At 47.9% G+C, this 20870-nt stretch carries 16 protein-coding genes and 1 tRNA gene; 9 read left to right on the top strand and 8 right to left on the bottom strand.

Features of this window, described 5'->3' with window-relative positions; translation table 11 throughout:
- Positions 1-31 precede the first annotated feature (31 nt).
- Complete coding sequence (locus tag AC0KUT_RS08990) at positions 32-2506, top strand: glycoside hydrolase family 95 protein (RefSeq protein WP_488835248.1); 2475 nt, start codon at positions 32-34, stop codon at positions 2504-2506.
- Between the two features lie 564 nt (positions 2507-3070).
- On the opposite strand, the gene AC0KUT_RS08985 is transcribed toward AC0KUT_RS08990, so the two are convergent.
- From AC0KUT_RS08985 to queA, 5 genes are all read right to left on the bottom strand, one after another.
- Positions 3071-5077 carry a hybrid sensor histidine kinase/response regulator gene (locus AC0KUT_RS08985; protein ID WP_488835247.1) on the bottom strand — a complete coding sequence of 669 codons (2007 nt, stop codon included), beginning with the start codon at positions 5075-5077 and terminating at the stop codon, positions 3071-3073.
- A 160-nt stretch (positions 5078-5237) separates the two neighbouring features.
- Positions 5238-6398: a protein translocase subunit SecF gene (gene secF / locus AC0KUT_RS08980; RefSeq protein ID WP_488835245.1), complete on the bottom strand. Its 1161-nt coding sequence runs from the start codon at positions 6396-6398 to the stop codon at positions 5238-5240.
- 12 nt (positions 6399-6410) lie between these two features.
- Positions 6411-8324: a protein translocase subunit SecD gene (secD, locus tag AC0KUT_RS08975; RefSeq protein ID WP_488835243.1), complete on the bottom strand. Its 1914-nt coding sequence runs from the start codon at positions 8322-8324 to the stop codon at positions 6411-6413.
- Positions 8325-8472: 148 nt separating this feature from the next.
- Entirely contained in the window at positions 8473-9594 is a 1122-nt protein-coding gene (gene tgt, locus AC0KUT_RS08970) for a tRNA guanosine(34) transglycosylase Tgt (protein ID WP_488835696.1), read from the bottom strand.
- A gap of 87 nt (positions 9595-9681) precedes the next feature.
- Positions 9682-10764, bottom strand: coding sequence for a tRNA preQ1(34) S-adenosylmethionine ribosyltransferase-isomerase QueA (gene queA / locus AC0KUT_RS08965; protein WP_488835694.1), 1083 nt, complete (start codon positions 10762-10764; stop codon positions 9682-9684).
- Between the two features lie 237 nt (positions 10765-11001).
- On the opposite strand from queA, the gene AC0KUT_RS08960 reads away from it, so the two are divergent.
- The 3 genes from AC0KUT_RS08960 (at position 11002) to AC0KUT_RS08950 (ending at position 12654) form a co-directional block, all read left to right on the top strand.
- Positions 11002-11088, top strand: a tRNA-Leu gene (locus AC0KUT_RS08960).
- 154 nt (positions 11089-11242) lie between these two features.
- On the top strand, positions 11243-12178 hold the full coding sequence (locus AC0KUT_RS08955) for an adenylate/guanylate cyclase domain-containing protein (protein ID WP_488835241.1): 936 nt from the start codon (positions 11243-11245) through the stop codon (positions 12176-12178).
- Between the two features lie 17 nt (positions 12179-12195).
- Positions 12196-12654 (top strand): RDD family protein, encoded by a 459-nt coding sequence (locus AC0KUT_RS08950; RefSeq protein WP_488835239.1) that lies wholly within the window; start codon positions 12196-12198, stop codon positions 12652-12654.
- Here AC0KUT_RS08950 and lptG read toward each other — a convergent pair.
- Together lptG and lptF are read right to left on the bottom strand one after the other, a co-directional pair.
- Positions 12651-13709, bottom strand: a complete 1059-nt coding sequence (gene lptG, locus AC0KUT_RS08945) for an LPS export ABC transporter permease LptG (RefSeq protein WP_488835237.1) — start codon at positions 13707-13709, stop codon at positions 12651-12653. The two genes, AC0KUT_RS08950 and lptG, sit on opposite strands and share 4 nt — an antisense overlap.
- Positions 13702-14799: an LPS export ABC transporter permease LptF gene (lptF, locus tag AC0KUT_RS08940; RefSeq protein ID WP_488835235.1), complete on the bottom strand. Its 1098-nt coding sequence runs from the start codon at positions 14797-14799 to the stop codon at positions 13702-13704. The genes lptG and lptF overlap by 8 nt, the downstream gene beginning before the upstream one ends.
- A 354-nt stretch (positions 14800-15153) precedes the next feature.
- Here lptF and AC0KUT_RS08935 point away from each other — a divergent pair, with 354 nt between their 5' ends.
- The 3 genes from AC0KUT_RS08935 to AC0KUT_RS08925 all read left to right on the top strand — a co-directional run bounded on the left by AC0KUT_RS08935 (position 15154) and on the right by AC0KUT_RS08925 (position 17912).
- Positions 15154-16686, top strand: a complete 1533-nt coding sequence (locus AC0KUT_RS08935; RefSeq protein ID WP_488835233.1) for a leucyl aminopeptidase — start codon at positions 15154-15156, stop codon at positions 16684-16686.
- A gap of 23 nt (positions 16687-16709) precedes the next feature.
- Positions 16710-17177, top strand: a complete 468-nt coding sequence (locus tag AC0KUT_RS08930) for a DNA polymerase III subunit chi (protein WP_488835231.1) — start codon at positions 16710-16712, stop codon at positions 17175-17177.
- A gap of 69 nt (positions 17178-17246) precedes the next feature.
- Positions 17247-17912, top strand: coding sequence for a hypothetical protein (locus tag AC0KUT_RS08925; protein WP_488835229.1), 666 nt, complete (start codon positions 17247-17249; stop codon positions 17910-17912).
- Between the two features lie 71 nt (positions 17913-17983).
- Here the strand turns inward: AC0KUT_RS08925 and AC0KUT_RS08920 are convergent, their stop codons facing one another.
- On the bottom strand, positions 17984-19198 hold the full coding sequence (locus tag AC0KUT_RS08920) for a sugar efflux transporter (RefSeq protein WP_488835227.1): 1215 nt from the start codon (positions 19196-19198) through the stop codon (positions 17984-17986).
- A gap of 180 nt (positions 19199-19378) precedes the next feature.
- Between AC0KUT_RS08920 and AC0KUT_RS08915 the strand changes: the two genes are divergently transcribed.
- Both AC0KUT_RS08915 and ylqF read left to right on the top strand, forming a co-directional pair.
- Positions 19379-19699 carry a hypothetical protein gene (locus tag AC0KUT_RS08915; protein ID WP_488835226.1) on the top strand — a complete coding sequence of 107 codons (321 nt, stop codon included), beginning with the start codon at positions 19379-19381 and terminating at the stop codon, positions 19697-19699.
- Between the two features lie 103 nt (positions 19700-19802).
- Positions 19803-20738, top strand: coding sequence for a ribosome biogenesis GTPase YlqF (gene ylqF, locus AC0KUT_RS08910; RefSeq protein ID WP_488835224.1), 936 nt, complete (start codon positions 19803-19805; stop codon positions 20736-20738).
- Positions 20739-20870: the final 132 nt, after the last annotated feature.

Here is a 20870-nt window from a genome sequence, read left to right as displayed (position 1 = left end):
AATTAAAACGACTGCAACACATGGCTCGCTTATGAAAGTATTTATTGTAATAGCCACACTCATCAGCGCGAGTTTGAGCGCACTACCTGCTGCCGCACAACAACTCTGGTACGAACAAGCTGCCAACCGCTGGGAGGAAGCCTTGCCGCTAGGTAATGGGCGACTCGGTGCTATGGTTTACGGTGGAGTAACGAAGGAGGAAGTTCAATTAAATGAAAACACCTTTTGGGCGGGCGGCCCGCACAACAATTTAAATCCAAATGCATTACCTGCATTGCCGAAAATACGTCAGTTGCTGAACAGTGGGGAATACCAAAAGGCAGAACAACTAGCCGCACAAGCCATTACCAGCCAAGGCGCCAACGGCATGCCCTATCAAACTGCAGGCAGCTTGCTATTGGAATTTCCCAGCCATGATCAATATAAAAATTATTATCGCGACCTGGATTTAAACACTGCCGTAGCCACCACGCGCTATTCAGTGGGAGATGTTCAGTTTACGCGCGAAGTCTTTACTTCTTTCGTTGATCAACTGGTAGTTATAAAACTCAGCGCCAGCAAAAAAGGCCAGCTAAATTTCACCGCGCACTTTTCTCACCCGGCCGCCATGCAATTCAGTCAGGATCAACAAGATCACAGCCTGACCATGAGCGGGCTAGCGCAGGATCACGAGGGAATAAAGGGTCAGGTAAAACTTGTTGCGCAAGCCCGAGTGCTCAACGAAGGCGGTAGCATTACCCTCGCCAATAATCGCCTTGAGCTTAGCCATGCCGACTCGGCCATTATCTTAATCGCCATGGCTACCAACTTTGTTAACTACGCCGATATCAGTGCCGATGCCAACGCCCGTGTTCAGCAGGCATTTGCTAAAGCTGAGAATTCATTTAAGGGCGGAAACTATGACGCTCGCAAACAGGCACACAGCGATTTTTATCAAAATTACTATTCCCGTGTCGCGCTAAACTTGGGAAAAAGCGAATACACCAATGAGCCAACCGATAAACGCATCGCTTTATTTGCCAGCCGTCACGACCCCGACTTAGCCAGCACCTACTTTCAATTCGGTCGCTACTTATTGATTTCATCATCGCAACCTAGCGGCCAAGCGGCCAACTTACAAGGCTTATGGAATCACAATGCGCAAGCTGCATGGGATAGCAAATACACGCTCAATATCAATGCTGAAATGAATTACTGGCCTGCAGAAGTTACCAACCTCGCCGAAATGCATGAGCCATTTATCAGCCTAATTCGAGACCTGGCGCAGACTGGGCAACAAAGTGCAAAGAACATGTACGGAGCACGCGGTTGGATGGCCCATCACAATACCGATATCTGGCGTGTGACGGGCGCTGTGGATGGCACCTGGGGCTCATGGCCAACCAGCAATGCTTGGTTAAGCCAACACCTGTGGCAAAAATATTTATACAGCGGCGATAACAACTATCTCGCCAGCGTGTACCCCATTATGAAATCGGCCTGTGCTTTTTTTGAGGATTTTTTAATTAAGGATGCTAAAACCGGCTGGCTAATAGTATCGCCCTCAATGTCGCCAGAAAATGCGTCTACAGCAACGGGAGTCAAAATTGCTGCAGGCGTAACCCTAGACAACCAATTACTATTTGATTTGTTTTCCAACAGCATAGCGGCAGCAAAAATTCTTAACCAAGACCGCGAGCTAATTGCAACCTGGCGCAAAATTCTCGACCAACTGCCACCCATGCAAATTGGCCAATATCATCAACTGCAAGAGTGGTTGCAAGATTGGGATGATCCACAAGACAAGCATCGCCATGTCTCACATCTTTATGGCCTTTACCCCAGCAACCAAATTTCACCGCTCAGCCAACCCGACCTATTCAATGCCGCACGAGTAAGCATGGAGCAGCGCGGCGACCCATCCACCGGCTGGTCAATGAACTGGAAGATAAATTTATGGGCGCGTCTGCTCGATGGCGATCGCGCCTTTAAATTAATGCGCGACCAAATCAAACCCGCAGGAGATACCCAAGGCGGCGTCGCAGAATCGGGCGGCACCTATCCCAATATGTTTGATGCTCACCCGCCTTTTCAAATCGATGGCAATTTTGGCTTTACCGCCGCCATGGCAGAAATGCTCGCGCAAAGTCACGATGGCGCCATACAGCTGTTACCAGCACTGCCCCACGAATGGCCAGAAGGCGAAATAAAAGGCCTAGTAATGCGCGGCGGCTTTGTCGTGGATATGCGTTGGGCCAAAAGCCAAATTCAGAAACTCACAATTCACTCTCGTTTAGGCGGCAACCTGCGCCTACGCAGCTATGCACCACTGCCCAAGCCTGTTGGTTTCAAAGTAAAAATGGTGCGCATCAACAGCAAAAATCCCAACCCCTTTTATCAGCGCGCGCACATTAAAACACCGCTAAAACACACAGCCATGCACTTGCCGCAATTATCCTTGGATAAGAGTTTGGTGGTTGAGTTGGCGACAGAGGCGGGGCGATCTTACCATTGGGGATCGCATTAGGTTTAACCAAATAAAATTGAGATGGCACTGCTAGGTTTAGTTATTATTCGGGTTAAACGCGACAAATTCGTAGGGCCGTTTTATTAGCCGAGTCAAGCACTTCACTTATCAACCCTAGTCGTTTGCTATGACACCCTACATTCAAAATCACCTAACTAATAAAGCTTATACAAAATTTAATGCCGACTTCGAAAAAAAATTTCGATCAATTTTAACCGTACGTCATTTTCTTCGCCATCAATAAAATGCGGGTAACGATGATCTATATGACACACAACTTTAAACGAGGGGTGTTATTGCCGCGTGAAGTTGATGAAGCTCAGATAGCTATGCCTGTTAAATGGGAACGAAAGAAAAAGCCCTCTCCAAGCGTGATTTACAGCCGATGTTGCGTAACAATCAGCTGAAAATAACGAATATCTGTTTTTCATTTTGATGGGTTCGCCTAAGAAAGCTCTTGAGATGAGTCGTGCAAAATTTTCAAAATCTAAATCATCGCGATAATGCCAACTTCAGTCACGGACCACCATTGCGAATTCAATGACAATAAACATCTCCCCAAGCTTATTCACCCAGCAACTCATTCAAAACACCAATTAAGCGATGAATTTCAACCGGCTTAGTCAGGTAATCATAAAAACCCGCACTTCTGCCGCGTTCTATGTCGTAAGGCATAGCGTTAGCGGAAAGGCCGACGACCGGAATTTTAGCGGTTTGCGGATCATTTTGGATGACTTGCAACACATCGTAGCCATCCATACCCGGCAAATTAATATCCAGAATAATCACATCGAATACTTGCGAGCGCGCTTTATAAATCCCCAAAAATGCCTCTTCAGCCACATCTAACTCCAACTGCGGATAGCGTGCAAATATTTGCTCTAACAAGCGAATATTGGTGGGGTTATCTTCCACATAAAGAATTTTACATTGCCGCTGCACCAGCAGCTTTGCCGGAACGTAATGCTCACTGTTACTCTTTTTCTCTAGCGTTTCATAATTCCATTCAGACGCGAGAGGCAAGTCAATCCAAAAGCGAGTACCGACACCATCAAGGCTGCTGAAATCCAAATCACCATTCATCATTTCTACCAACTGCTTGGTAATCACCAAGCCAACACCAGAGCCCTCGATGTTCGAGTTTTCTGCATTGAGACGATTAAATGGCTGAAATACTTGCGACTGCAACTGAGCGGGAATGCCGCGCCCAGTGTCGCGCACTTGAATACGCAGCAACTGGCCCAACTGGGCATTTAAGCTAACCTCCACCTCACCGCCAACATTATTGTATTTAACCGCATTACTTAGCAGGTTAAGCAATGCCTGCTTAAAACGCACATGATCAGCTACGATATAACTTTGTAAATAGCTCCCCAGCTCGGTTGATAAACGAATACCTCGCGCATCAGCTTGCGGCTGCACCAAGGTAAAACACTCCGCAATGACCCGTGACACCAACACTGGCTCCAAGGAGATTGTCATTTTGCCAGATTCGATTTTGGACAGATCCAATACATCATTGATCAGCTGCAAGAGATGCTCGCCTGCTTTGCGAATTTCACGCACATTGCCCATTTGCTGGCCACTGAGATTGCCATCGTATTCAAACAGCTGGGTATAACCGAGAATAGCGTTGAGCGGGGTACGCAACTCATGGCTCATACTGGAGAGAAATTCTGATTTGGCTTTATTCGCATTTTCAGCCTGCTCTTTTGCCTGAATAACACGCTCCTCTGCACGCTTCACTTCAGTCACATCCATATTACTGCCCGACATCATATGTGCTACGCCCTGCTCATCAAACACAGCACGTCCACGGGCACGTATCCAGCGAATCTCCCCTTGGCAGCTAATTAAGCGATACTCAATATCAAAGGGCGCTTCGCCTGCAAGGTGATCCCGCAGTGCATCATCAAAGATATGTAAATCTTGAGGATAGATATGCTTGCGCCAAATTTTTAAACGATCCTCACCCTGAGTGAGCACATCGTCGAGATCGTCATAGCCCAACAACTCCCAACAACGATGTGAAAAGTGAAAACCGCCACGGTCTGCATACCACTCCCAAATTCCATCACTGGAGGCTTGAATAATACGCACCTGGCGCGCCTCACTTTCACGCAGCGCGGCTTCCACTTTTTTCATTTCGGTAATGTCAAAGTTAACCCCTGACATAATCTGTGCCTTTCCATTCTCATCCCATTGAGAATCAGCACGCACCTGTGTCCAAATATAGTCACCATCTTTAATGCGGATGCGGTAACAAACATTCATAGGGAGCTTAGTGCGAAAGTGCTCACGCACCGCTTCAAGTGCAAATTCACGGTCTTCAGGATGAATAAAGTGTTGGATTTTAAAAGAGTCCGATATGGCCTCTGCATCCTCCTGACCATAGCCAAGGCGCTCCCAGAACTCCCCGGACCACTCAATATGCTGGGTCTGTAAATCCCACTCCCAAAAGCCGTAACCGCTGCCATTAAAAATACGCTGAAAACGCCCTACAGTGTTGCGCAGTAATTCAATGTCATTACTTGCGCGCAAGGCGGGGTTGAAACTGATGTGTTCAATCATGTTTATTATTAATCCATGTAGATAATCGCACGGGTTCTTACTGCAGCAAACGATAAACCACTTAGTGGTGAATAACCACTCTAGCCAGTTTTTTTATCAGGTGCCCAATACAAAAACAGCGCCCTAGGGCGCTGTTTTTGGCGATAAAGACAATCAAGCCCTAGGGCATATCGTCAAATTCCGCACCTTCTTTAGCGCGCGGCATCAAGTCTTCTTTAGCAATACCCAAACCCACGGTAATGTTTGCCGCAATATAAATGGAGGAATAGGTACCCACCACTATGCCAATGATCAGAGCACTGGAGAACCCGCGCAATAACTCCCCGCCAAACACAAACAAACAAACCAACACTAACATTACTGTCATTGAAGTCATGATCGAGCGACCTAAGGTTTGCGTCAGGGAGATATTGACCACCTCCAAAGGATCCATTTTGCGTAATATGCGAAAGTTCTCACGAATACGATCGTAAATTACGATGGTATCGTTAATGGAGTAACCAATCAGTGCCAATATCGCCGCCAACACGGTCAAATCGAAATCCCAACGGAAAAACGAGAAGAAACCTAAGGTGATAATAACGTCATGCACTAACGCTGTAATTGCCCCTACAGAAAACTTCCATTGGAACTGGATGGCAACATAAATGAACACGAGAACAAATGCGGTGAGCAAGCCCAAACCGCCATCATCGCGTAACTCATCGCCAATTTGTGGGCCAACAAACTCGCTCGAGCGAATATCAATCTTAGCCCCTGTCGCAACTTCCATTTTATCAATCAGCTGATCAACATAAGCCTTATCAAGGGAATTTTGCAGAGATACATGAGTTTTACCCTCATGCTCGGCGTATTCCACACGACCATAAGCTGACTCGGGGAAAATATTCTTTTGTTGTAACTCTTGCGCACTGGCACCCGCAATAATTACAACTTCCGCAAAAACATCTTGTCCCAGTTTTGGTCGCTCAACTTCAATTAATGAAGCCTTAGCACTTACCGTTGCAATCGCAGCTTCGGCCACTTCACGACCTTTCTTTTTCATTTCATCTTGGGTGCGGATCATAACTTCGTGCTCTGAACCAAACAGCACCGCAACAGGGCTCTCCAGTTTTTCTTCATGCAGTAAGTTACGCACTTTGTTCAGGTCAGCGGGGCGGTCAAACAAAACCTCCAGCTGTGTACCCCCGGTAAAATCCAAACCAAACTTCAACCCATTAATACTGAGTACGACAATAGAAGCTAGCACCAGAAAAATAGAGAGGCCGGACGTTAACTTCCGAACTCGCATAAAATCAATAATTTTCATTTCTTGAGACATGTCTGGGCTCTCTTATTGCAAACGGTTAAATGGCGGAAGCGCATCTATAGCAATGCTTTGCAGATTTTTACGGCGACCGTAAACCAAGTTAGCCAAGGCGCGGCTACCTACTATCGCGGTAAACATGGAGGTCAAAATACCCACGGTCAGCGTAATCGCAAAACCTTTTACTGGGCCTGTACCTATGGCAAACAAGATCACCGCCACAATTAAGGTGGTTAAGTTTGAGTCGAGAATGGTGACAAATGCGCGTTCGTAACCCGCATAAATGGCCTGCTGCGGCGAGGCTCCCGCTTTTAACTCTTCACGAATCCGCGAGAAGATAAGCACGTTGGCATCCACCGCCATACCTATTGTCAACACAATACCCGCGATGCCAGGCAAGGTTAGGGTTGCACCAAACATTGATAGGATTGTCATGAGCAAGAGTATGTTTAGCGCTAGTGCGATATTGGCGAAGACACCAAACATACGATAAAACACCAACATAAAGAGCACCACTATGCCCAAGCCCCAAAGGGTCGCGCTTACACCTTGTTGAATGTTCTGCGCACCTAAAGATGGACCAATGGTGCGCTCCTCAACAAAGTGCATAGGCGCAGCCAGAGCACCCGCGCGCAAGAGCAGCGCCAACTCAGATGCTTCACCGGGATTATCCAAACCGGTAATGCGGAACTGAACACCCAAAGCACTTTGAATAGTCGCCAAACTGATGACCTTTCGTTCTATATATTGTGTCGATTTCTCAACTTCTTCACCCGCCTCATTCTTACTCAGCACAGTACGTGTTTTGTATTCAATAAATAAAATACCCATGCCGCGCCCAACATTGTTGCGCGTTACACGGTGCATTTTGGTGCCGCCGAGACTATCGAGGGTGATATTCACCTGTGGTTGATTCGTCTCTGGATCAAAGCTGCTGGTCGCATTGGAAACACGATCACCCGTTACAATAATCTGCCGCTCTAGCACCGCGTTGCCGCGTTGCATTTGCGTCAGCTCATCTTTATAGGGAAACTCTTCTTTGCTTGAAACTAGCGTATCTTGCGATGCGCCTAAGCGAAATTCGAGATTGGCAGTTTTACCAATAACACGCTTAGCTTCTGCAGGGTCTTGAATACCAGGCAACTGAACAATAATACGGTTACGCCCTTGGCGCTGCACAATCGGCTCAGATACGCCCAGTTCATTAACACGGTTACGCAAAGTAATAAGGTTTTGGCTGAGTGCATAATCTTCAATTTCGCGCAGTGCTGCCTCACTCAAATTCGCCACAAATACAAAGCCGCCCGCTTCCACCTCGGCATCGGGTTTGCTGAACTGCATGGTGGGATAATCGCCGCGCAAGGTATCAAGTGCTTCGTCGCGAATTTCCACTGAGCGGAAACGCGCCACGATTTGATTCTCTTTATTGGCAGCAACTGAAGAGTAACGCACCTTAGCTTTGCGCAACTTTTCTTTCATCTCATCGGCACTAATGGCTTGGCGCTTGGCAACTGCATCGGCAGTATCAACTTCCAATAAGAAGTGAACACCACCGGCCAAATCCAAACCTAACTTCATAGGTTCCGCACCCAGTGACTGCAACCACTCAGGGGTCGTAGGCGCATTGTTAAGTGCCGCAACATAACCGTCACCCAGAGCTTGCTGAATACGCTTGCGCGCTAGCATTTGTTGCTCGCGATCAGCGATACGTATCATGGCACTTTTACCATTAGCCTCAGCGCCGAAGTATTCGATCTTAGCGTCTTTGAGGGCTGCTTCCATCGTCGCCAACACAGGGGCATCAATTACCCTTGCACTGGAGTCACCGGAAACTTGTACCGCTGCATCTGGCACATAGAGATTAGGAATGGAGTAAACGAAACCTACTGCTGTAATAAAAATCAGCATCAGGTATTTCCATAACGGATAGCGGTTTAGCATAGAGTTTCCCGTAATTATCCTGGCGAGTCGTAGCTCACCTGTTTTTTTGAGCACTGCACACAATGCGCTAGCCTGAACTGTGTGCGGCGGTATGGTCAAAGGCGCCGGATTATACCGATTAATTCACGTACAACAACGAACTCGTGACTCATTGTGGGGGCGCAGCGGGCACTTCCAACCCCTGGCGACCATAAAAGTCCGTCAAAAACGCGTCAAAGGTGTCATTACTGAGCGCTTCTCGCATATCCGCCATCAATATTTGGTAATGACGAAGGTTGTGAATAGTGTTGAGTTGGGCACCCAGCATTTCATTACACTTATCCAAATGATGCAAATAAGCGCGCGAGAAGTTTTTGCAGGTGTAGCAATCACAACGCTCATCGACTGGGCGCGTATCATCGCGATGCTTAGCATTCCGTAGCTTGAGTACACCTTCAGAGGTGAATAAATGCCCATTGCGTGCATTGCGACTGGGCATAACACAGTCAAACATATCAATGCCGCGACGTACACCTTCAACCAAGTCCGCTGGTTTACCAACCCCCATAAGATAGCGCGGCTTATCAACGGGCATTTCCGGTGCTATGTGCTCGAGCACTCGCAACATATCTTCCTTAGGTTCACCCACAGACAAGCCGCCAATGGCATAACCATCGAAACCTATATCGGCTAAACCGCGCAGCGACTCACTGCGCAAATTTTCGTACATTCCACCCTGCACTATGCCGAACAATGCGGAGGGGTTATCGCCATGGGCGACCTTAGAGCGCGCAGCCCAGCGCAAAGACAACTCCATGGAGCTGCGCGCCTCATGAATACTGGCCGGATAAGGCGTGCACTCATCAAAAATCATCACCACATCAGAGCCCAAATCGCGCTGTACTTGCATGGCAATTTCAGGGTCGAGGAAAACCTTATTACCGTTTATAGGCGATTTAAAGGACACTCCTGCCTCAGTAATTTTACGCAATTTGCCCAAGCTAAATACTTGAAAACCGCCAGAGTCGGTCAAAATGGGGCCTTTCCACTGCATAAAATCATGCAGATCACCATGCGCCTTGATCACCTCGGTGCCAGGGCGCAGCATCAAGTGAAAGGTATTCCCGAGGATGATATGCGCACCTATATCTTCGATATCGCGCGGCGTCATACCTTTTACCGTGCCATAGGTTCCCACTGGCATAAATGCGGGCGTTTCTACCGTACCACGGGGGAATTTCAACCGACCACGACGAGCGCGACCATGTTGGGTATCCAACTCAAACTGCATAAATGTATTGCTCAAGGTCTTATCTCTCGCAGAAGGTCGCGCAAAAGGTCGCGCAGATGGCGAAATCGCCGGGACATAAACAAACGGTTATTCACGTGCTCCTAGCAACTCAGTCTCAGCGGCAGGATTGGGCGTAATAAACATGGCATCGCCATAACTAAAAAAACGATACTGCTCCGCTACCGCAGCTTTATAAGCTGCAAAAGTATGACGGTAACCCGCAAACGCAGAAACCAACATAATGAGCGTCGATTCGGGTAAGTGAAAATTTGTCACCAATGCATCCACTACCGCAAACCTATAGCCTGGGTAGATAAAGATATTGGTTTCACCTTCATAGGGGTAAATTTCCCCCTTGTGCTCAGCATTCAAATAACCCTGAGCAGCGGACTCTAAACTCCTTACACTGGTCGTGCCCACGGCCACTACACGCTTACCGGCAGCCTTAGTTGCACGCACCAAGTCGCACACCTCTTGGGATACCTGCATAAACTCTGAATGCATCTGATGCTCAAGGATATTATCGGCGCGCATATTCTGAAAAGTACCGGCACCCACATGCAGAGTGACAAACGCAATCTGCACACCCTTGGCTCTTAGCTGCTCCAGCATCAGCTCATCAAAATGCAACCCTGCCGTGGGCGCGGCCACCGCACCCTGCTCCTGACTGTATACCGTCTGGTAGCGCTCGCGATCGGCCAACTCATCAGCGCGATCAATATAAGGCGGCAAGGGCATATGCCCTATTCGCTCCAATACATCTAGGGCCGATTCATCTCCCAAAAAAGCCCACTCGAAGAGTGCATCATGACGGGCCATCATTTTTACTTGGGTACCGTCCTGCAAAATAACGACACTATCGACCTTGGGCGCCTTGCTGGCACGGGTATGAGCTAACACATGGCGACTATCTAAAACCCGCTCCACCAGAATCTCCACTTGGCCTCCAGTCGCTTTTTGGCCGAAAACACGCGCGGGTATTACGCGGGTATTGTTAAACACCATGAGATCGCCTGGCGCCACCAAATCCAACAAGTCGGGAAACTGACGATGACTGAGAGAGCCGCTTGCGCCATTGAGACACAGCAACCGACTACCGCGCCGCTCAGCAGCGGGCGCGCGGGCGATTAATGCATCGGGTAAATCGTAAAAAAAATCCTGACGGCGCATAGATAAGGTCACAAAGACTCAACATAAGGAAATAAACGGCGGCAAGGGTATACCAATTCCCTGCAAGTGCAAAATCCATCCGCGTACTAATCGCCACCAGAAGCCCACAAAATAAACACCCTAACCGCTTTTTCACCAAACTGATCACTTCCTGTAATGAAGGTGAAAATAAAAGAAATATTTCTAAATTATTGTTTGACATACTTCGTCAAATCATTAGAATGCGCCCCACACATCGCCAGTGTGGCGGAATTGGTAGACGCACCGGATTCAAAATCCGGCGACCTTAAAATCGTGTCGGTTCGAGTCCGACCACTGGTACCAAATCTAAAAAGAGCCTGTAGCAATACAGGCTCTTTTTTTATGCATTAAACTGCCACAAGCACTCTACCAAGCCACCTCAACACAAAAAATACAAAATCGCTGCCCGCAACGCCTTTCCCTTTAGTGAATTTTGCACCCTGCACATAAAATGCTTATGATGCAACCCTTCTCCGCCCAAGCCTCCGCAAACCTTATGAACCAACAAAGCCAACCACAAGCCATTATGTTTGCCGATGTTTCTGGCAGCTCAGGGCTATATAAAAATATTGGCAATGAGCAAGCCAAGGCTATTATCGACCAAGCCATTGAATTTATGACCGCCCTGACCATAGTGCATGAAGGCACTCGAGTGAAAACGATAGGCGATGAAATCATGGCGCGCTTCAACAGAGCAAGCGATGCCTGCGAAACAGCCACCGCGATTCAACTGCGCTGCGCCAAAGAACCGCAACTTAAAGACCTCGGCGTGCGCATAGGTATTGCTTATGGCGCTGCACTCGTGACACACAATGACGTGTTCGGGGATACGGTCAATGACGCTGCCTATGTGGCTCATATAGCCCGCGCCAACCAGATTGTCCTAACCCAGTCTCTGGTTGATGAGCTGGATCAAACACAACGCCAAGACTGTCAAATGTTTGATCGAGTAAATATTAAAGGAGAGCACGAAAAAACACTGATTTATCGCTTGGACTGGGAACGAAGCGGCAAAAACAATCGAGCAACCCAGGTGATGTCACTGCAAGACATCACCCGATTTGTCACCAACTTTCAACTAAGTCTCTGGGTACAAGAACGGGAAATACAGATCCTACCCGATATAACACCTTATAGAATTGGGCGCGATCCCGAAAAATCCCAACTGTTAATTGAAAGCGATTTAGCGTCCCGCGATCATTGCCATATCGAATTTCGCCGCGGCAAGTATGTGCTAGTCGATCATTCCACCAACGGGACCTATGTGCGCGGCGATGATCAAACAGAGTTCTATTTGCGGCGCGAAGAACTCCCCCTGCAAGGCAGCGGGATCATAAGCCTTGGGCACACTACGCAACAAAATAGCGAATGGCTTATAGGCTACAAAATTTAATCCAACGAAAACTTAAAATGACAACAACATTCGAAGCACCTGCGCTTTGGCGCCGCTGCGCAGCCATAGTTTATGACACACTATTAATTGCTGCCGTCAGTATTTTATACGGTGCAATTATGGCGGGATTGCACAGCCTAATTTACGGCGCGCCTGCCGCGGGAGAAAGAATTAGCTGGGGCGCAGCCCAACCCCTAGTGTTTGGTGGTTGGCTGCTTAGCCTGTGCGGATTTTTTTGCTACTTTTGGCACAGTTCAGGCCAGACACTGGGCATGAAAACCTGGCGACTAAAAATAGTCAATATCGATACAAGCCTACCGAGCTACAAGCAATGCATGGTGCGCTGCTTACTTGCACCGCTATCACTATTATTTTTAGGTGCTGGTTACTGGTGGCTTTATGCGAATTCAGAGCGTCAAACCCTGCATGATCAGCTGAGTAAAACGCGTACATGGATGACCGAAAAAGCGCGCTAACCCGCGCGCTTAAGCAGGACAGCCCCAAGCAAAATACACAGGGAAATGGGGATCATGACGGCAATCAAAGGCGGAAAACCAAACACCAAACTCGATGGCCCCAATAACTTTTGAAACAGAACAAATACCACCCCAAAAACAACACCGGTAAAAATTCGCTGACCCATGGTCACACTGCGCAGCGGGCCAAATACAAATGAAATGGCAATTAGTACCAGGCTCGCTGTCGCCAGCGGTTGTAAACATTTCTGCCAAAAAGCCAAGCTATAATTGCTCGCTTTAAGACCTTGCGCGCCCAAATAATTCACATAGTAATGCAGGTTGCGCATAGACAAATCTTCTGGTGCCAACACCAATATATTAAACAAATTTGGTGTAAGCGGAGTCTCCCAGCGACGAGTAGCAAACTGCTCACTACGAACTGAATCCGCATTCAAATATGTGATGACTACATCCTCTTCCTGCCAATAACCTTGCTGATAAATCGCCTGCTTAGAAAAGCTGGCTGACGCCAACTGGTGTGCATCATTAAATTGATAACGTGTCAAACCGTAGATCACACCACTAGGCAAAACGGCATCTACATGCATAAATTCATTGCCTTCGCGATTCCACATATTTTGTGGCAAAGACTGAGTAATATTGTCTCGCAAAAAAACACGCCGACTATCTGCTGTTTGCTCAGTATAGGGCGCAATAAACTCCCCGATTAGCACCGCCAGCACAATAAAAAATAGCGCTGGACGCAACACCATCCAAGCGATTCGCTTTACCGAAACACCCGCCGCGCGAATAATCACCAGTTCACTGCTGCTCGCCAAGAGCCCCAGCCCCGCCAAACTACCGATCAAACAGGCATAAGGAATTAAATCATAAAGACGACGCGGCACCGTTAAGGCCATATAGTAAAATGCTTCCGTCGCGGTATAGTTACCCGCCACTTTTTCCAGCTGTGTGATGAGGCCAAAAATAAAATCGAGCGCTACAAACACCAAGAGCGTAACGGCAATACCACTGAACACAGTGCGCGATATATAAGCAGTAATTTTACGCATGTACAGCCCTCATTTGCTTAGCGGAGGGGCGCACTATGTAGTGCCAATTCAGCATCAATAAAGCCACCAATAAAAAGGGAATATGTACCACCCAAACACCCAACCACTCGGGCAGATCGCCTTTAGCCACAGCACCACGGGCGTTAATTAAAAAAGTGAGATAAAAAATATAAATCAAAATGGCGGGCAACATTTTAAGATAGCGCCCCTGGCGCGGATTCGTTTTACTCAAGGGCACCGCAAGCAAGGTCGCAATAAATACCATTAAGGGCATAGAAATACGCCACTGCAAAGCTGCACGACTTTCCAGCTCATCTTCGCGCAATAATTGTAAAGTCGACTTAGCATCTGATTTGCTTTCCAGTTCCGCCACACTGTTACTCGGCGGCAAATATCTACCCCACTCTTGAAAGCGAGTTACTTTAAATTCATTGGTACCCGGCTGCCCTTCGTAGCGATAACCATCGTGCAGTACTAGATAGCGCTGACCATATTCAGACTCATAAGACTGTTTGCCATTATTGGCCACCACAATAGATGCCATATTGCCATCCTGCTGCGCCACAAATACATTTTCAAGGCGCTTATTATCCTTCGCGACCGCTTCTATATAAGTCATGATGCGCCCCTGCCCTATAGCCTGAAACCGCCCTTCTTGTAAACTTTCAAACTCACTGCGATTACGCTGTTCGGCCAATACTTTCTCACTGAGCTGTGCACCCAAGGGGCTCAGCCAAAAACTAAATAGCGCCACAGTTCCCGCGACAAATAACGCAGGAAACAAAGTAATTTTTACCAGCTGCCATTGACTCATACCGCAGGCCGACAAGACGACCATTTCACTGTCCATATACATGCGCCCATAGGCGAGCAATATGGCAAGATAAAACCCAAGAGGCACAATCAATTCGAGCAGGCCCGGCATCCGATAAGTAATCACCGTAAACAGCACATCTACTGCCAATTTGCCCTTAGCCGCATCGTCGAGATAACTACTGAACTTACCCGAGAGAAAAATCGTCAAGAGCACTGCACTCACCGCCAAACAGGTGATCAACAATTCCCGAGAAAGGTAACGAAATATAATCAAAGTAATGTTTCCAATTGACAAAAAAAGAGTTCAACAACCTCTAACAACCTATTTGCAGTTGAGCTCTCACAAGTGCTCAGGCTGTCGAAAAACCGTACAAATAGTTGCGGCTTTGTGCAACGTACCCTATATGGTGATTAACAGTGCACAAGCTGCGACTACCTAGCCCGCACCAAGTTCATGATTTAGCCTCATCAGGTTCAAGTTTTGCCGTAATAAGGTGCCAAGGCATATTTAATCTGTGGCATTATCACGCACAGCACGTCATTTGTCTTGGTCGAATTCTTTTATCGCCATGTATAATTTAGACCTAAACCCATCTCCGACACACACGCTATTACCCAAGGGATCAATATGACCGCAACCAAGCCCGTCAAAATGCCTCGCTCTCACAGTGTTCAATACACAGCCAAAACTTTCGACCCCGTTAAACACAGCAGCCAATGCTTGGTCGTTGCCTGCTATGAGGGGCTACTTTTATCACCCTCAGCCGCGGCAATAAATGAGGCGGATGCACAGCAGCTGGAAACCCTTTTAAAACGCGAACATTTTCAAGGCAAACTCGGTCAAGCGCTACTGCTCTTAAATGTACAGGGTATTGCGGCGGAGCGCCTGCTTGTCGTGGGCATGGGCTCAGCCCACAAGGGCAAGATAAGCGCAGATGCTTATCGCAAAGCCATAGCCAAGATTGGAGAAAGCCTCAAGCCCACCCACTGCACAGAACTCAGCCTCGCATTTGGGGAAGTAGCCGTTGAGGATCAATCAGTAGAATGGCAAGCACGCCTCATCGCAGAAAGCCTCAGCCTCTTGGACTATCGTGCTGACAAGCTTAAAAGTAAGCCTGCTGACATTAGTCTGGATCTCAAAAAAATCATTTTTGGGGCAAGTAAAACCCAACTATCCAGCGCCACTCAAGGCTTAACCCTGGGCCAAGCAATAGGCAAAGGCGTCAACCTAGCCCGTGAGCTAGGTGATTTGCCAGGCAACATTTGCACCCCTAATTACCTCGCCAACCAAGCCAAGCAATTAGCACGCAGCCAAACCAAGCTCAAAGTAAACGTGCTTGAAGAGAAACAAATGAAAGAATTGGGGATGGGTTCACTGCTGTCCGTTGCGGCAGGCAGCGATGAACCCGCCAAACTCATCGTATTGGAATATAACGGCGGCACCAAAAAAGATGCACCTATAGCACTGGTCGGCAAAGGCATTACCTTTGACACGGGCGGCATCAGCCTCAAGCCTGGCCCTGGTATGGATGAAATGAAATACGATATGTGCGGTGCAGCGAGTGTGCTAGGCACTTTTCAAACACTTATAGAATTGCAGCTGCCGATTAATGTGGTAGGTGTAATTGCCGCCAGCGAAAACATGCCCAACGGCAAAGCCACCAAACCTGGCGACATAGTTACCTCCATGGCAGGTCTCACCATAGAAGTGCTCAACACCGATGCTGAAGGCCGCTTAGTGCTATGCGACGCCCTCACCTACAGTGAAAAGTTCAAGCCCAAAGCCGTTATTGATATAGCCACCCTCACCGGTGCATGTGTCATTGCACTTGGCGCCCATGCCACCGGGCTGTTCAGCAACAATGATGAACTCGCAAAAAATCTGCTTAAAGCGGGTGAAGAATCTGCCGATCGCGCGTGGCACATGCCACTTTGGGATGAATACCAAAAACAATTGGACAGTAACTTTGCCGATATCGCCAATATTGGCGGACGCGAAGCCGGCAGTGTCACCGCCGCGTGCTTCCTGTCTCGATTCACCAAAAAAGTCGCTTGGGCGCATCTGGATATTGCTGGCACCGCGTGGCGCTCCGGCAGCGCAAAAGGCGCAACTGGCCGTCCAGTGGGACTCTTAGTTCAATATTTGTTGAACCAACAATAAATGTAGGTCGGTACTAGCACACAATGACCCAAGTTGATTTTTATATACTGCCCGATGCTACTGAGGATGCCCGCTGGGTGTTCGCTTGTCGTTTAATCGACAAGGTGCAGCGGCTCGGGCACTCAGTATTAGTCGCACTGGACAATGAAACCCAGGCGCGTGCCTTTGATGAGTTGCTATGGACCTTTAAACCGGAGAGTTTTATTCCCCATCAACTCGTGGAGCAAGCGACGAGCAATGTTTCGCAGACCAAAGACAACCAAAAAGCACCTGAAGCCCAGCAAGCGAGCGTAGAAATCACCTACACCCCAAATGCCAATGGTCATCATGGCCTTTTGGTAAATCTGAGCAGCGAGATACCTAGCTACTTCAGCCGCTTTGAGCGACTCAGCGAAATCGTCATTCAAGCACCGCAAGAATTGCTTACTAGCCGCGAACGCTTTAGCTTTTATAAAAGTCGCGGCTACCCTATTGAAACAAGAAAGATATAAATGTAAAGCAAGATATAAATACGCTAAACCAATGAGCACACCCAAATTAGGGAACTGCAGGTAAAGATTATGGCCAACTCAAATAAAACTAAAGCCGAAATTTTGCAAGAGCTGGAATCTATAAAAGGTTTACTCTTAGAGAATGAACATATTCCGATACTGCAGGATATTTCCGCCCAACATCATCAAGATATATTTCAACCTGATACCCTTGCACATCACAACAATACCGCACACAGCATCGGCAGTACGCAAACTTCACTCTTCGAAGAAGCCATGCTTTTACATGAAGAAGCAACTACAAGTAGCATTGGAACAGCAGAGATTGCAGAGGCCTCGCTTGATCTTGATCTTGATCTTGATCTTGATTTCACGTCAACAGATAGCTTTCACAAAACCGACGCGCCTAGCAGCAACTTCACCTCTTTCAACGCGCAAACCAATAGCACGCCCCGATCACTGGTTAAAGCCAGCGGCGAGAATCCATTTTTACCACAACATATTCGCGAGCGTTTACACGGCAATAACCCACCGCCATTATTTGAATATGAAACGGCCAAAAAGATAGTTTCTGCTACAAAAAATATTCAACATAAAATCAACAAGCCGCGCCAACATCTCATCGATGAAGTTGTCGGCAGTATAATGCCGCAAATTGAAAGCGAGCTACGCCACCGGCTGTATACCATGAGCGTGGAAGACCTAACTGAATTACTCCAACAGGATGAGGAATAGTTAACCCGCAAGACCTCATCAATTCATAAAAAATGCCGCTTTTATGCGGCATTTTTTATTGTAAACATTGCTTATTTTTGCAGCCCCAACTCGCGCGCAGAGCGCACCCGCCCAAATGCCCAAATAGCAATCACCACCAGCAATATATTCACCAAAAATACTGAGCCATAACCAAATATGTCTGCGACCACCGCCACCATCAAGCTGCTGATTAAATTTCCCATGTGCGTTGTATTGGTATACAGCGCAGATGCGCCGCCCGAGCGGCCCGGCATTAAATCTTGAATCACAGAAACACCCAGCCCCGCCAATACACCCACAAAAACCGCATTAAAAATTTGCAAGGCAAACAATTGCCAGAGGGCTGTCGCAAAGTAAACACCGGTATACAACAGCAGCGCGGCAACACCCGCGCAACGGATTAAGTTAATCAAACGAAAGCGCGCCGCATAGTGGCCCGCTAAGAGCATAAAAGGAACCTCTAGCGCGGCAGTGGTACCCATCACCCAGCCCATCAGTTTTGTATCTACGCCCAAATTTTCTTTCAAATGTAACGGCAAGCTAATCAGGTACGCATTGTTAACGCCCCACATCAGTGAAAAGGCAATGGCGCACAGAATCAGTGACTGCTTCGCCTTGGGAGATAGGCTAGGAATAAGACTTGGAATTTCCTGCTCTGCTTCCGCGAGCTGCTGTTGCATTTTAGGTAGACGTGGCAACAACTTGATACTGACTGCACCCACCGCAAAAAATAAGCCTGCGGCCAATGCATAGGTAAACGTAAACCCATAATAGGAGGCGAATAAAAAACCTGCTGGAGGCCCCGCCACCCAAGCAAAGGCAATTTGCGCACGAACAATGGCATTGAACAAAGGAATGCGCTCGGCAGGGATTTCGCGCTCGGCATAGTCCAAGCTGTAGGCCAGCATTTGCGAAAAAGACACCATCGACAGGCTAAATAAAAATATCGCCGTAGCCGCCACTAACCAATAGTTACGCGAAAAAGCGAACACCAAACAGGCAAGCGTACCCACCAAACAAAAGCTCGCCACCAGGGGGCGGCGATCCGCCAACTTATCAGACCAGTGACCAATCCAATGGTTGTAGCCAATACTTGCCAAGGCGATACCTGCAAAGGGTAAGCCCACCAAAAACGGCCGCACCCCAATTTCTGCTGCCAAGAACAGGCTAAAGGTCGGTAGCACCAAGGCACCAACGACACCTACCGTAAAAAACAGAAAATAGATCCCTAGTGCTATGGGGCGAAAAAGCGGTGATGTGAGCATAGATTCCACACGAAAAGTGAATGACGAAAAAGGCGCGCATCATAACTGAAAGCATATGAAACCAGCAGAATAGCTGCGAGCTTAATCTTTCTTAACTCTCCACAGCCATGATGGGAGATAAAACCCTTCAGCAGCTGCTTTCTGTATAATGCAGCTCTTTAAACATGCGGAAGGCCATACATGCAGTGCATTAGCATTCAAATCCAGCCCGAATTTAGCGAAAACTTTGATCAAAATACGTTTTTACAGCGCGTGCGCGCCATTCGCTCACCCGAAGTAGATAGGCTTAGTGAACGCGGACAGACCTACTTAAGCTTCCACTTTTTTACCGAAAAGCCAGCTCAATTGTGGCAACGGCTCGCGCAATGCCTCTATCTGGACGCTGAATACGGCCCCCTACTTGCGCCGATTTCTATAGCGGTATGCGAAGGTGAAACACCCGCAGATTTCTGGCTGCTGCATCACTTTGACAGTAGTGAAAAGCTAGACAGTCTGGCGTAGATCACGCTTGATTCAAAAGATTTACAACACAATCTTTATACACCAAAACAACACACACTTATCTTTCTTGCAAAGCCCTTTTCTCTCAATAAAAGTAATCTCTATGTCGATTAACTGGTTCCCCGGCCATATGCACAAAGCCCGCAAAGAAATTGCGGAAGTCATGCCCCATATGGACATTATCATTGAGGTGATAGATGCGCGCATTCCATTCTCCAGTGAAAACCCGCTAATCCCCAGCCTACGCGGCGACAAACCTTTAATTCGCCTGCTGAACAAAGCCGACCTTGCCGACCCTGAGATAACCGCGCTTTGGGTTGAAAAAATGGAACAGGAAAGCGGCGTTAAAGCGCTACCTGTAAGCCAACAACAGCCCGAACAAATTCGTCAACTGCTACAGGTTTGTACCAGTATGGTGAGCGCACGCCAGCGCGAAGTGCGCCCTGCGCGCGCGCTGATTATGGGGATCCCCAATGTGGGGAAATCCACCATTATCAACACCCTCACGGGGCGCGTTATTGCCAAAACGGGTAACGAAGCAGGCGTGACCAAGGCGCAACAAAAAATAAAATTAGAAAATGGATTTTTATTAACCGATACGCCCGGATTTTTATGGCCCAAACTCAACCCACCTTCTTGCGGCTATCGCCTCGCCATTACTGGCGCCATCAAAGACACCGTTTTTGACTATGCCGATATAGCACTCTACGCCGGTGAATACCTGCTTAAAACCTACCCTGACGCCTTAAAGGGTCGCTACAAAATTGAAGAACTACCCGAAACCGACTTGGAATTACTGGATGCTATAGGCAAGCACCGCGGCTGTACGCGCAAGGGCGGCGGCGTGGATATACAAAAAGTAGCATCGATTTTAATTACCGAGTTGCGCGCCGGCTTACTCGGCCGCATTAGCTATGAAACACCAGAAATGGCACAAAAAGAAGTCGAAGACGCGCGTATCAGCGACGAGCTAAAGGCAAAAGAAAAAGAAGAGAAGGATCGCATACGCCGCCTAAAAACCCGCAAAAATCGCCGCTAATAACTGACGAAAAGAAAGGATTAAAGTAGCCTCAACATCTAAGAACCTAGACCAAGAATATTGCAGGGAAGAAAACAAGGAGGGTAAGCTGCAGGCGAGCTCAAGGCGGTAAGACTTATGATTTATAAGACG

The sequence above is a fragment of the Cellvibrio sp. 25HG11W-0 genome, from assembly GCF_057815475.1.
This window is presented reverse-complemented; position numbering and strand designations above follow the sequence as displayed.

Bases quoted from the DNA above. Each gene is read 5' to 3' on its own strand.
- AC0KUT_RS08990 (WP_488835248.1), top strand. From the start codon at position 32: ATGAAAGTATTTATTGTAATAGCCACACTCATCAGCGCGAGTTTGAGC.
- AC0KUT_RS08985 (WP_488835247.1), bottom strand. From the start codon at position 5,077: ATGATTGAACACATCAGTTTCAACCCCGCCTTGCGCGCAAGTAATGAC.
- secF (WP_488835245.1), bottom strand. From the start codon at position 6,398: ATGTCTCAAGAAATGAAAATTATTGATTTTATGCGAGTTCGGAAGTTA.
- secD (WP_488835243.1), bottom strand. From the start codon at position 8,324: ATGCTAAACCGCTATCCGTTATGGAAATACCTGATGCTGATTTTTATT.
- tgt (WP_488835696.1), bottom strand. From the start codon at position 9,594: ATGCAGTTTGAGTTGGATACCCAACATGGTCGCGCTCGTCGTGGTCGG.
- queA (WP_488835694.1), bottom strand. From the start codon at position 10,764: ATGCGCCGTCAGGATTTTTTTTACGATTTACCCGATGCATTAATCGCC.
- AC0KUT_RS08955 (WP_488835241.1), top strand. From the start codon at position 11,243: ATGATGCAACCCTTCTCCGCCCAAGCCTCCGCAAACCTTATGAACCAA.
- AC0KUT_RS08950 (WP_488835239.1), top strand. From the start codon at position 12,196: ATGACAACAACATTCGAAGCACCTGCGCTTTGGCGCCGCTGCGCAGCC.
- lptG (WP_488835237.1), bottom strand. From the start codon at position 13,709: ATGCGTAAAATTACTGCTTATATATCGCGCACTGTGTTCAGTGGTATT.
- AC0KUT_RS08935 (WP_488835233.1), top strand. From the start codon at position 15,154: ATGACCGCAACCAAGCCCGTCAAAATGCCTCGCTCTCACAGTGTTCAA.
- AC0KUT_RS08930 (WP_488835231.1), top strand. From the start codon at position 16,710: ATGACCCAAGTTGATTTTTATATACTGCCCGATGCTACTGAGGATGCC.
- AC0KUT_RS08925 (WP_488835229.1), top strand. From the start codon at position 17,247: ATGGCCAACTCAAATAAAACTAAAGCCGAAATTTTGCAAGAGCTGGAA.
- AC0KUT_RS08920 (WP_488835227.1), bottom strand. From the start codon at position 19,198: ATGCTCACATCACCGCTTTTTCGCCCCATAGCACTAGGGATCTATTTT.
- AC0KUT_RS08915 (WP_488835226.1), top strand. From the start codon at position 19,379: ATGCAGTGCATTAGCATTCAAATCCAGCCCGAATTTAGCGAAAACTTT.
- ylqF (WP_488835224.1), top strand. From the start codon at position 19,803: ATGTCGATTAACTGGTTCCCCGGCCATATGCACAAAGCCCGCAAAGAA.